Consider the following 12,311-nt stretch of genomic DNA (forward strand, 5'->3'; position numbering starts at 1 on the left):
TTGGTCAAGGATAGACAAATGTCGTGATAAGAGGGTTTAAAGCTCGGACGGCCCAATTCAGTTCAGCTTTAGCTTAGCTGCGTCAAACCCGAATCCGGGTCAAGAACAAAGCAGCCGCTGAACACTCCCGGCGTTTCCGTTTCCACCTGCACGGCGAAGCCGCCGCCTTCCCGCTCTACGGCAGTCAGCCGGATGGGTTCCTCCCCTGCCCGGTACACAGCCACAAACTCCGCCGACGTTCCCTTCTGCCGCAGCAGCAAACCGCTGATGGTCCGGCTGGGGTCCTCGGCTATGCCGGGGGTGCGGATATGATGCAGCTCCGCTCCTGGAGCCTGCAGAACAGCCGCCTGCACCGTAAAGCCTTCGCCGTCAAGGCGGAACGCCGCAGACAAAGCCGCGGCGGAGCTGTTGTCCCGCCGGGAAAGCAGCTCCACCAGGGCATAACCATCCTCCGTACCGGCGGCCTGGGGCGCAAGCGGTTCCCATGCCTCCTTCTCGCCCAGGGAAAGCTCTGCCGACGGATGCAGCCACCAATCGATCAGTTCGTCCCCTTCCGTTGTTACACGGAACCAGTCCACCAGCACCTCCCCGGTCAAAAGCAGATGGCGCTCCAGCACCGTCCCCGGGTACGCCCCCTCCGAACGGAGGCGGATGCAGGTTCCCGTTTCGTCCGCGCGGAACAGAGTGCAGGCTGCAATATGGGGAGCCTGGGAGCGGCCGCCGACGCTGACCGTGTTATGGCTGGCCGTGGTGGCGTACCAGCCCAAGCGCCGGGCGGAGCCGTAGGGGACGGTGCCCATCTCCGGGGCCACCTCGCCAAGCCGGTGCATAATGGATATATGCAGCTTGTCGAAATGACCGTGAGAACCTCCGTGCTCCCCGAAGTCCGTTTGTACGGACAGAGGATTGCCCTTCTGGCGCAGCACGGCAAAGCCGGAGTCCTCCAACAGAAGCGAAGACCGCTCCTTGCCTGCCTCCGGAACCGTCGCGGAAAACAGCTCCGCCTCCGTCGCCGGGCCATCCCCATAAAGCAGAGCCTCCAGGCCGCCCCGCTTCTCCGCACCGAAGATATAGCGGTAGCTGTGGGCCAATACCGGCAGTAGATCCCGGTCCCCGTAAACGGACAGCCCGGCTTCGAATACTTCCGCCACCTCCCGCGCAAAGGGTACGCGGTTATACGGGCCGTCATGCAGCGCAGGCAGCCGGCCTGTATCGCTGCTTAGCTCCGCCAGCACCTGGAGCATGCCGTGGAGGGACTGGCCCGCCTCTCCTTTGGCCCCGTACAGATCAACGCCGAAGCGCCGGCACATCTCGGCGGCAATGAAGTAAGCCCGCAGCACAAACAGATGGTAATAGGTGCTGCCCTCAAATTCAAAGCCGTCGGGCTTAACGCCGATGGACAGATGATGGTAGAAGCCGCCGGGGCCCTCCAGCAGGGTTTGCAGCTTGGCACGGTCCGCCCCTTTGGCGGCATATACGCAGGCCAGGCTGGCATTCAGCCAGGCCGTATAGTTGTTTTCCGCATTCTTTTTTTCGTGGATGAGAATGTGGCGGTACTGCTCCATGCTCTCTTCCAGCATGGTAAAAAAGGTCTGAAGCGCCTCCTCGTCCGCCGGGGCAAACTCCACCCCGCTGTCCTTCAGGAGCAGATACGCCCTGATCAGGGTGGTGGACCAGATGGCCTCCGTCAAGGCCTGATGGAAGGCTCTGCCCTTCAGCATCCAGGGCTGGGCGTCGGGATGGACGGGATACAAGGGGAACTGGCGGGCATACCCCGCCAGAATCTCCTTGGCCGTATCAGCGCACCACTCTTCCCCGTCCGCCGCGTACACCGCCGCCGCCTGAAGGGCGTAGCGGGCCATGGCCTGATGCCGGAACACCAGCCATGCTCCCCGGTAGGGTTCGCCCTCCAGCACACAGCCGTGGGGGCAGCGGAATTGGACGGCGTCCTCCTCCAGCGGATCAAACAGCAGCTCCGCATGATGCTCCGGGCACACATACTGATGCCACCAGCCGCCGGGTTCCAGGGGCAGCCGTATCTCCCGGAGCGGTTGTTGGCGTCCGGCCTCCGGCAGCGGGGCAGAGGCGTCCGCCCCTCCCCGCCACTCTGCCAGCTCCGCCTTCAGCTCATCCGCTGTCCGGCGGGCCCAGCTCCAGGCTGCGGTTTTGTCTTGGATGATTTTCATCGCATGAACAAGCCTCCGTTGATCTCGATGGTTTCTCCGGTGAGATAATCGGCCAGCTCCGAGGCCAGGAACAGAACCACCCGTCCCACATCCTGCGGCACTCCTTCCCTTCCCAGCGGGATCTTGGCGATAGTGGCCTGACGGGCCGCATCTGCCGTGAAGGTGGCATGGAAGGCGGTTTGGCCGATGAAGCCCGGGGAAATGGCGTTTACGTTGATGCCATGCGGTGCCAGCTCCTTGGCCAGCCCCTTGCTGTAGGACCATACGGCAGCCTTGCTGGCCGCATAAACGGATGCGCCCGGTCCGCCGCCGTCATGGGCTGCCAGGGAAGCCACGTTGACGATTTTGCCGCTTTTTTTGGCGATCATGCCTGCAGCTACTGCCTTGCAAGCGAAGACGCAGGATTTGAAGTTAACGTCCATGACCTTGTTGTAGTGCTCCTCATCCATCTCCGCATTGGGCACCCGCTTGATCATGCCGCCTGCGTTGTTGACCAGAATATCCACGGTGCCGCCGAAATGGGCTTCAATATCCTTCACCATTTGGTCCAGCTCTGCAGGATTGGTGGCATCCGCCTTGAAGGCATAGGCTTCGCCGCCCGCCTGACGGATGGCCTCAACGGCCTCCACTGGGTCGCCGTACAAATAGTTGATGGCTACTTTGGCGCCGGAAGCTGCCAGCGTTTCGGCAATTTGGCGGCCCAAGCCTGCGTTGGAACCGGTTACGAGTGCGATTTTACCTGTCAGATCGATATGCATATGGATGAATCCTCCTAATAGTAGTTTGGTTGTCATTTCTAACGGCGGTCACAGCCGTTATACGGGCTAAAACGGGGGGCTGCAATTTCTAACGGCGGCCAAAGCCGCTATTTCCGCTGCAGGAGCTCCTTTGGGGGCATTTTCCGTGAAATAAGAGCGCTCACTTCCGTTAAAATTCGAAAAAACCATTATGAGCTCAAATAACGGCGCTCTCTTCCGTTAGAATTCCGGAAGGGGGACTCCGCCCGGAATCTCTGCCGGTGACCGGGACTCCACTCGGAACCTCTGCCGATGGCTTCACCGGGAGCTTCCCCCCGGTCCTATCGGCGGTCTCACCGGCAGCCTCTTTCCCAAGCGGGAGCTCCTGCCCTTAAGCTTCGCCTCCCCGCTCCTTACTTCCTCTCCGGCAGCTGGCTGTTCCGCCGCTCTGCGGGCATGGACAGGGTCATCCGCGTCCCTTCCCCTTCGCTGCTTTCCACGCTCAGTCCGTATTCCTCGCCGAACACCATCTGAATCCGGCGGTGCACATTCATAAGGCCGATGCCGCCGCGGTGGTACAGCGAGTCGTCCTCCCCGCCTGCCAGCTGGTTCAGCTTCAGCTTTTCCCTAAGCCGCTCCAGCCGCCCCGGGGAGATGCCCGCGCCGTTGTCCTCTACCATCACCAGAAACCGGCCGTGCTCAATCCGGGCGTCGATGCGGATGTAGTGGCGGTCCTCAATGCCTCCGGGAAACGCATGCTGGAAAATATTCTCGATCAGGGGCTGCAGCGTAAGACGAACCGTTTTTTCCAGCAGCAGTCCCGGCGGAATGATCACATCAATCTCGAACTCCCGGTCGATGCGGTGCTTGAGAATGGTCATGTAGCTTAAGACATGGCGCAATTCATTGGCGATGGTAATTTCCTTCAGATTGGTCTGGATGGAGTAGCGGAGCATAAACGCCATGGCTTCCACCATCTCAGTAATTTCCTCCGACTCCTGAATCACCGCGTAGCTCTTGATGGTTTCCAGCGTGTTGTACAAAAAATGCGGGTTAATCTGCAGCTGCAAGGCCTGAAATTCCGCCTGCTGCCGCTCCAGCCGGGTTTCCTGAAGCTCCAGCGCCGCCTTCTGGGTGGTAAGCTCCGCCTCGTACACCCGCTCAATCATGTCCGACAGTCTGCTGACCATCAGGTTGTAGCTGCGCATCAGTCCCCCCAGCTCATCCTGGCGGTCATCCGTATCCAGCCGCTGCCAGTTCCCCTTTTCCGTCTCCCGCATGCCTTCCTTCAGCACCTTAATGGGTCTGGTAATGGACTGGCCAAAGCGGGTAGCCAGAAGCAGGGTGCCCACCAGAGTCAGCACCCCCACCAGAATCGTGGTGGTGCGGATGGTGGAGATGGGCTCCCGCAGCTCGCTGACCGGCATGGTCACCACCAGCTGCCAGTTGGAATAGTCCGACTTCCGGGAAACAAACAGATAATCCTTTCCCTCTACCCCCTCAATGTAGGAGGTATTGGGGTGAGCCGCCACATTGGCCAGCAGCTCGGGGGACAGGACCGGTCCCGTCCCTGTGGGCTGATACAAGGGTTTGCCGAATTCATCCAGGATGAGGAAGAAGCCTCCCTGCCCCAGGTCCAGGGGTTCCCAGATCCGGGCCAGCTCCTGGGCCTTGAACTCGATGGCCAGAATGCCGTTGGGCCGGTAAGAGGAGACGCCGCGGATTTGACGCACCATGCTGATGATGCCGGCGTTGGGCACATTTTGCACATTGGTGTTGAGAATGGCGATCCGCCCGCTCTCCGGGGTTTGGGACGCCAAAGCCTTGTACCGGTCCGCCGCATTGAACTGGGTGCTGTACGCCTGGTTGGCGTTATCGTCGCTGATGGCCTTGCCGTTCTCATTAATCACATAAATCAGGTTGATCTGCGGATACAGGATAAACAACGAGCGGAACAGATACTTCTGGATGTCATTGGTGTATTGGTAATACGAGTAGCTGTCCTCCGGGTCCATATCCAGGAACTGCTTCACCTGGTAATAGGACAGAACGGAATCGCTGGCTTTTTCATAATTTTGCAGATACAGGTCCGTCTGGTAGGAGGCGCTGCGGATCACCTGGGCAATGGTCCGTTCCGTGGATTGGTCCAGGGCGCTGGAGGCCTGAAAGTACGAGATGAAGCCGACCATGGACAAGGACAGGACAATCACCGTCAGAAACGAGACGAACAGCTTGGCGGAAAGGCTCTTTCGCAGCATTATTCGATCCCCAGCTGGCTGCGGTATTCGGAAGGGGACAGGCCGGTATATTTCTTGAAGGTTTTGGTGAAATGGGGATGATCCGCATACCCCACCTCAAAGGAGATATCCGTAATCCTGTATTGGGATTGCCCCAAGAGCTTCTTGGCCTTCTCCATTCTCCGGCTGATCCGGTAATGGACGAAGGTTTCCCCCGTCACCTGCTTGAACAGCTGGCTGAAATAGGAGGGATTCAGCCCCAACAGCTCCGCTACCTCCTCCAGGGAGATTTCCCGGGCCAGGTTCTCCTCCATAAAGGCCTTGGCCTCCTCCACCGGGTCCTTGGCCTTGCCCTTGCGCCTCACCCGCAGCTCCTGCAGGATTTCGCGGACCGCTCCCGAGAACTGCCCGAACAATTCGGCAGGCATCCCTTCCCGCAGGCGGAGGGCGCTTTGGGAGGGATTCACAGAGCTGGCATGCAGCCGCCGGATCAAAAGGGTATACCCCTCCTCCAGCAGCTCCTTGTGCTGGCTGCGGCTCATTTTCCGCCGGAGCATCTCGCTCTCCCATTCCTGAAGAACGGCCCCCAGCTTCTCCTCCTCCAAATTCCAGACGGCGTCATGAAGCCGTTCCACCCAATCGTCCAGCTTGGCCACCGCTACGAAGCCTGTCGGCTCATTGGCCGCCTCCTCCAGCTTGGCGATGGTCTTCTGCAGCTCCGCCCGGCCCACCGGCTTCAGCAAATATTCCTTTACGCCGTAGGACACGCATTGGCGGGCATATTCAAAGTCTCCGTAGCCGGACACCACTACGATCTGGGTTACCGTATCCATGCCGGCCAGACGCCGGCACAGCTCCAGCCCGTCCATCCGGGGCATCCGGATATCGGTAAATAAATAGTCGGGTTGATCTTCCTTCATGAGAGCCAGCGCTTCCTCTCCGTCTGCGGCCAGACGGATGTCCGCCCCAGGCCCGACAATCTGGCGGACCATAACGGAAAGACCCTTTCGAATAACCGGCTCGTCGTCTACAATGACGATTTTTCTCATGCTGGAAGCCCCCCTTTTGCTGTGTCCGGGCTTGCTTTCGGCTACTGCTCTCTCCTTGGCGGTTGTTGCCGCGGAGCGCTGGTTTGGCCTAGCAGCCCGTCCTTATGATCCGAACGTGCATATCTGTCTTATTGTACCACATTCGGGCATTTAGGCTTTTACCGAGCCCACCATCATCCCCTGTACAAAATGCCGCTGCAGGAAAGGATACACCATGATAATGGGAAGTGTAGCAATGATGATGACCGCCATTTTGATGCCCTCCGGCGAGGTATGGGCCAGCGAGCTGAAAACCGAGGAAGCGGGGTCGATGCTGATGTCATCGCTTTCAAACAGCTTCTTCAGCTTCACCTGCAGGGGCCACAGTGACGGTTTGTTGATGTAATACAGGGCGTTCATGTAAGCATTCCAGTGTCCCACCGCATAGAAAATTCCCAGGGACGCCATAACCGGCTTGGACAAAGGAAGCACGATGCTGTAAATGATCCGCAGCTCGCCGCAGCCGTCGATCCGCGAGGAGTCGATGAGCTCCGGGGGAATCTGCATGAAGAAGCTGCGCATCACGAAGAAATTGAAGGCGCTGATGGCGCCGGGAATCATCAGGGCCCACAGGGTGTTCATCAGGCCCACATTCTTGATCAGAATGAAGTTGGGGATCAGCGGCGCGGTGAACACCATGGTGAACAGCACCATAAGCACAACGTACCTGCGTCCCACAAACTCCGGCCGGGAAACGGGATAAGCCAGTGAAGAGGTAGCCGCCAGATTGATGAAGGTGCCCAGCACCGTAATGTACACCGACACGCCGAAGGCCCGCCAGATGGATTGGTCGCTGAAGACGTATTGGTAGTTGATCATGGTAAATTCTTTGGGCCATAGGCCCACCCGGCCGTTAATGATCGCGTCCGAGGTGCTGAAGGACTGGGCGATGACGTTCAGGAACGGCAGGAACATCGCCAGCGCAATCAGCGTCAGCAGCACCAGGTTGAAGATGTTGAAAATATTTTGTCCGCGGGTATAGCGCGCTCTCATTATGAAGCACCTCCTGAAGGCTTTCCGCCAGGAAAGCCGGCATCGTAAGCATAGACTAATACAGGGACTCGCCGGTGGTTTTTTTGCTCAGGAAGTTCCCGATGAACACCAGCATCAGCCCCACCACGGATTTGAACAGACCGACTGCAGTGGTGTAGCTGTATTGCTGGGACAAGAGGCCCGCCTTGTAGATGTAGGTGTCGAGAATTTCACCGTTGCCTGTATTCAGCGCATTCAGGAAAACCCATACCCGCTCAAAGCCCAAATCCAGGAACTTGCCGATGTGCAGCAGGAACAGGATCATGATGGTGGGAATCAAAGACGGCAAGGTAATGGCCATGGTCTGCTTCCAGCGTCCGGCGCCGTCCACCTCGGCAGCTTCGTACAGGTCCGGGTTGATGCCTGCCAGCGCCGCCAGATAAATGATGGTGCCGTAGCCGGAATCCCGCCAGATGCCGGAGCCGATGAGCACTGTGCGGATGTAGGAATTTTCGCCGAGGAAATAAATCGGTTCAAAGCCCAGCCACTCGATGACATGGTTCACGATGCCTGTAGACGGAGACAGGATGCCCAGGGCGATACCGCTGATAATAACCCAGGACAAGAAGTGGGGCATATACACGATGGTTTGCAGCAGCCGCTTGTACACCACCAGTCTGATCTCGTTTAAGAGAAGAGCCAGAATAATCGGCGCCGGGAAAGCAAACACCAGATCATATAATCCCAACAGAATGGTATTGGTCAGAATCCGCATAAAATCCTGATACTGAAACATGGTCTTGAAATGCTCCAGCCCTACCCATTCACTGCCTGTAAAGCCCTTGAAAATATTGTAATTCTGAAATGCAATAACCGATCCGGCCAGCGGCACATACTTGAAAATGATGAAATAAATAATGCCGGGCAAAGCGATCAGATACAAGGTTCTGTATTTCCACATATACGTCAACAGAGAGTGTTTGGTCGTCGCCTTGTAGCTCACCCGGTCCGCCGCTGTAACTTTAGCCGCCATGTTCCTTCCTCCCTAAGGGCTATCCGAAGGATAGCCTACTTCGTAAGCATGAGCCAGGTTTTGCATAGGCAAAACTCGCATCGTAAGCATGAGCCAGGTTTTGCGTAAGCAAAACTCGCATCATAAACTAGGTTTTCCGCAAGTTTGCCGGGGCATTTTCATCCAGCGGAATTTCGTTGAATTCGATGGTGATAAATTGTTCCTCCCGTTGGATAATTCGGGATAATTCCTTGGTAAACACATGGACGATCTCATCTTTTTGCTCCTGGGTGCGTCCTTCATACATCTTGATGGTGATATGAGGCACTCTATTCCCTCCTTTCCCAAGCCAAGTCACTGAATCTGCTTTTATCGTACCCTGATTCCGGGAATCCCAAAATGGAGTCCCTGTGAGTAAGCTTGTGTTTTTTTTAGGTATGAAACCGCTCTATCGGCAGGGTTATCCGGCGCCCCGCAAGATGGGCTAAAGACAAACCCGGTTTGAATTATTATAGACAATATGTTAAATTGTTTATGTAAAAATAAACGAATTGGAGTTTTGTTTATGAGCAGTCTTTTGTTTGAGGCGACAATTGAGGAGCTGAAGCTTGGCTTCCGGCGGGAGGGACGGCGGCGGCTCTGCCTGTGCTGCGGCTTCGAGACGGAGGCCGGGCTGGTCTATCCCGCGGAGGGCCGGTTTTATGAGGCGGAGCGGTATATGGAGGCGCATATTGAAGAGGAGCACGGCGGGATGCTCAGGTTTCTGCTGGCGCTGGACAGAAGCGCCACCGGCCTGACCGGCACCCACAAGCGGCTGCTGGAGCTCAGCGCCCAAGGGTTGAGCGATGACCAGCTCCAGAAGGAGATGGGCATCGGCAGCTCCTCCACCATCCGCAACCACCGCTTTGCCCTGCGGGAGAAGGAGCGCCAGGCCCGGCTGTTTCTGGCAGTGATGGAGCTGATGGCGGCGCAGGGGGCAAAGGCGGCCCCGGCTAGCGGCGGCTCCGGCGTTGCAGCGGGAGCCGCGGGCAATCCCAAAGAAAAGCATGGCCGCGAAGAGCTGGCATCCCTGTTCCCTCTGGGGACAGACGGACCGCTCTCCCGCTATCCCTCCCGCAGCAAGCCGTTGAAGCTGGTCTTGGATGTGATTGCAGAGCATTTTGCCTATGGAGAAATCTACACGGAGCAGCAGGTGAATGACTTGCTGGAGCCGGTTTATGCGGACTACGCCTTGCTGCGGCGCAGCCTGGTGGACTACGGCTATCTGGAACGGAAGAAGGATGGAAGCGAATATTGGCGCCTGGCGCGCAGGAAGGAAGATGACGCTGTGGACCGGCGGAAGGAATTGCAGGAGTTGGCCAAGGAGATCAAGGTGGAGGCGGGGATTTATTGCATCCGCAACCTCAAAAATGACAAGAGACTGGTGGAGAGCACCCCCAACCTCAAAAAGCTCAACGGACTCAAGCTGTCCCTGGACATGGGAAGCCACATGAACCGGCAGCTTCAGAAGGATTGGACCGCTATCGGGGAGGATTCCTTCGCCTTCGAGGTGCTGGAAAAGCTGAAGAGGCCGGAAACCGGCCCCTTCGATGAAAAGCGGGAGCTGAAAAAGCTGAAAGAAAAGTGGCTGCAGGAGCTGATGCCTTTCGGCGACCGGGGCTACAATTCGGATAAAGAGCGCCCGGAGGAATAGCGCGGCGGGGCTACACCTCCGCCTCATAGACCATCAGCTTCACCACGGAGCCGGAGCGGTTCTCCAGACCATGGCTCCAGCCGGGTTTGTTGAGAATCACATCCCCCGGCTTCACCTCCCGCTCCTCCCCATTGACGGTCATAATGCCTTGGCCTTCCAGGATGACATATACCTCTTCATTGGTTTGCCTATGGGTATGGTAGCCGATGGAGGTTTCCGGCGGCAGCTCCATGTAATAGAAAAACTTCAGCTTGCTGTCATGGTCTTCCTCACTGAACAGCTTCACGGAGCGGACCTCTCCTTTGCCCTTGTGGCTGCTGGCCGTTTTCAGCGGAGCCTCCAAAAAATTGCGTATGATCATGGTGCAATCTCCTTTCCGAAGGTGGATATTCCTTAACCTTCATTATAATCGATTTGCCTCATGAAAGCTTTTCCGGCAAAGATGGCATACTATCCGTAAAGAGGTGAATATGATGTCCCGGCCCCCCGAACCGAATGCCCGTTTGTTTGTAGCTCTGCCTTTGCCGGAGCAGTTGAAGGCCAAAATGGAGACGGAGATGGAACAGCTCCGGAAGGAGCTTTCTTTTCAAAAGTGGGTCCATCCCCAGGATCTGCATCTTACTCTTGTGTTCCTGGGGGATACGGCTCCTGAAGCTGTTGAGGGGATCATTGCCCAGCTTAAGGAAGCCGTTGGCGGGCACCGCCCGTTCCCCCTCGGGCTGAAGGAAGCCGGAGTTTTCGGGCAGCCGAACTCGCCCCGGGTTCTGTGGGCAGGTGTTGACGGGGCATTGGAAGCGCTTAAGTCGCTGCAGGCCGATATATCCTCCCGGTTGCAAACCGTCGGCTATGTGCCGGAGAGCCGCCCCTACTCTCCCCATCTGACCTTGGCCCGCCGATACACCGGAAGCGAACCGTTACCCAGGGAGGCGTTAGCCGCTTTTTCTGCCGGTGAGCCCGCTTACCAATGGACCGCCGACCGGGTGGTGCTGTATCAGACGCGCCTGAACCGGTTGCCTATGTATGAGGAGTTGGCCTCCATCCCGCTTTCCTGACAGCCGGCGCGGTCCCGTAATACAGCTTTACCGCATAGCCGCATTACCGGAGTTTTCACAAAAAAACGCTGCCCGTGTCATAGACCGGAGCAGCGTTTTTTTGCAATAGGTGCTATTTAGTGGAAGCTTACGGATTTACCTTGGCTTTAAACACTTGCTTGCCGTCCTTGTACTCCAGCACAACAGCGGATTTCACCGGGTCATGGGTTTCGTTCAGCGTCAGGGAGCCGGTAGCCAGCTTCAGATCCTTGGTTTGGGCCAGGGCATCGGTGATCTTCTGCGGATCAGTGGAATTGGCGCGCTTGATGGCATCCACCAGCATGTTCACAGCATCATAACCGAGAGCAGCCAGGGAGTCGGGAGTTTCATTGTTGTTTTCCTTCTTGAAGGCTTCCACGAACTTCTTGATCTCTGCCGAGCTGTCGTCAGCGGCATAGTGGTTGGACAGATAGGTGTTGTTCAGAGCGTCCTTGCCGGCAATCTCCAGGAGCTGCGGGGAATCCCAGCCGTCGCCGCCCATAATGGGAGCCTTGATGCCCAGCTCGCGGGCTTGCTTCACAATCTTGCCGACTTCCTCATAGTAGCCGGGAACATAGATGAATTCCGGGTTCTTTTCCTTGATGCGGGTCAGAACCGCTTTGAAGTCGGTATCCTTTTGCTGATAGGATTCTTCGGCTACAATGGTGCCGCCGTTTTTGGTGAAGGTTTCTTTAAAGAACTTTTGGAGACCCTTGGAATAGTCGGAGGAGGAGTCCAGATAGATAGCTGCGTTCTTCGCCTTCAGCTCCTTGGAGGCGAAGTCTGCCGCCACCTTGCCTTGGAAGGGGTCGATGAAGCAAACGCGGAATACATACTCATTCACCTTGTTGGTGCGCTCATCCACGGTAACCTTGGGGTTGGTGGCGGAGGTGGTGATGAGCGGTACTTTCTTCTCTTGTGCAACCGGTACGGCGCCCAAGGTGTTGGTGGAGGTTACGGGCCCAATCAGCGCCACAACCTTGTCGTTGGAGATGAGCTTCTGTGCAGCCCGTGTAGCTTCCTCGGATTTGGAGGCATTGTCGGCTTGAATCAGTTCAAGCTGCTTGCCCAACACGCCGCCTGCGGCGTTGATTTCGTTGACGGCCAGCTTCAATCCTTTCATCGAGGAATTGCCGAAGGAAGCTTGCCCGCCGGTCATCTCGAAGTTGGCTCCAATCTTGATGGTACCCCCTGTGTCTCCTCCGCTTGCGGAGTTCTCTTTTTTCTCCCCGCAGCCTGCCAGGGGGGCGACTGTCAGCACCAGTGCTGTCGCCGCAGCGATCCATGTTTTCTTCATTTCTGATTCCCTTCCTTCT

Annotated in this window: 11 protein-coding genes; 2 read left to right on the forward strand and 9 right to left on the reverse strand. The window is 57.2% G+C overall.

Annotated features, from left to right (window positions below; translation table 11 throughout):
• Positions 1 to 68 precede the first annotated feature (68 nt).
• The 7 genes from DQG13_RS12000 to DQG13_RS12030 form a co-directional block, all read right to left on the reverse strand.
• Entirely contained in the window at positions 69 to 2,186 is a 2,118-nt protein-coding gene (locus tag DQG13_RS12000; protein ID WP_113020005.1) for a heparinase II/III domain-containing protein, read from the reverse strand.
• Positions 2,183 to 2,944: an SDR family NAD(P)-dependent oxidoreductase gene (locus tag DQG13_RS12005; RefSeq protein WP_113020006.1), complete on the reverse strand. Its 762-nt coding sequence runs from the start codon at positions 2,942 to 2,944 to the stop codon at positions 2,183 to 2,185. The genes DQG13_RS12000 and DQG13_RS12005 overlap by 4 nt, the downstream gene beginning before the upstream one ends.
• A gap of 392 nt (positions 2,945 to 3,336) precedes the next feature.
• Complete coding sequence (locus tag DQG13_RS12010) at positions 3,337 to 5,181, reverse strand: cache domain-containing sensor histidine kinase (RefSeq protein WP_113020007.1); 1,845 nt, start codon at positions 5,179 to 5,181, stop codon at positions 3,337 to 3,339.
• Entirely contained in the window at positions 5,181 to 6,209 is a 1,029-nt protein-coding gene (locus tag DQG13_RS12015; protein WP_113020008.1) for a response regulator transcription factor, read from the reverse strand. Before DQG13_RS12015 ends, DQG13_RS12010 begins: the two co-directional genes overlap by 1 nt.
• Before the next feature lie 150 nt (positions 6,210 to 6,359).
• On the reverse strand, positions 6,360 to 7,241 hold the full coding sequence (locus DQG13_RS12020) for a carbohydrate ABC transporter permease (RefSeq protein WP_113020009.1): 882 nt from the start codon (positions 7,239 to 7,241) through the stop codon (positions 6,360 to 6,362).
• A gap of 55 nt (positions 7,242 to 7,296) precedes the next feature.
• Entirely contained in the window at positions 7,297 to 8,253 is a 957-nt protein-coding gene (locus DQG13_RS12025) for an ABC transporter permease (RefSeq protein WP_113020010.1), read from the reverse strand.
• Between the two features lie 127 nt (positions 8,254 to 8,380).
• Positions 8,381 to 8,560, reverse strand: a complete 180-nt coding sequence (locus tag DQG13_RS12030; RefSeq protein ID WP_113020011.1) for a tautomerase family protein — start codon at positions 8,558 to 8,560, stop codon at positions 8,381 to 8,383.
• A gap of 237 nt (positions 8,561 to 8,797) precedes the next feature.
• On the opposite strand from DQG13_RS12030, the gene DQG13_RS12035 reads away from it, so the two are divergent.
• A complete protein-coding gene (locus DQG13_RS12035) occupies positions 8,798 to 9,925 on the forward strand; it encodes a DUF2087 domain-containing protein (RefSeq protein ID WP_113020012.1) in 1,128 nt (375 codons plus the stop codon).
• 10 nt (positions 9,926 to 9,935) lie between these two features.
• Here the strand turns inward: DQG13_RS12035 and DQG13_RS12040 are convergent, their stop codons facing one another.
• Positions 9,936 to 10,286, reverse strand: a complete 351-nt coding sequence (locus tag DQG13_RS12040) for a cupin domain-containing protein (RefSeq protein ID WP_113020013.1) — start codon at positions 10,284 to 10,286, stop codon at positions 9,936 to 9,938.
• A 109-nt stretch (positions 10,287 to 10,395) separates the two neighbouring features.
• On the opposite strand from DQG13_RS12040, the gene thpR reads away from it, so the two are divergent.
• On the forward strand, positions 10,396 to 10,977 hold the full coding sequence (thpR, locus tag DQG13_RS12045) for an RNA 2',3'-cyclic phosphodiesterase (protein ID WP_113020014.1): 582 nt from the start codon (positions 10,396 to 10,398) through the stop codon (positions 10,975 to 10,977).
• A gap of 127 nt (positions 10,978 to 11,104) precedes the next feature.
• On the opposite strand, the gene DQG13_RS12050 is transcribed toward thpR, so the two are convergent.
• Entirely contained in the window at positions 11,105 to 12,292 is a 1,188-nt protein-coding gene (locus DQG13_RS12050; protein ID WP_113020015.1) for an ABC transporter substrate-binding protein, read from the reverse strand.
• Positions 12,293 to 12,311 lie beyond the last annotated feature (19 nt).

The organism is Paenibacillus sp. YN15 (assembly GCF_003285005.1).
Lineage (GTDB): Bacteria > Bacillota > Bacilli > Paenibacillales > NBRC-103111 > Paenibacillus_AR.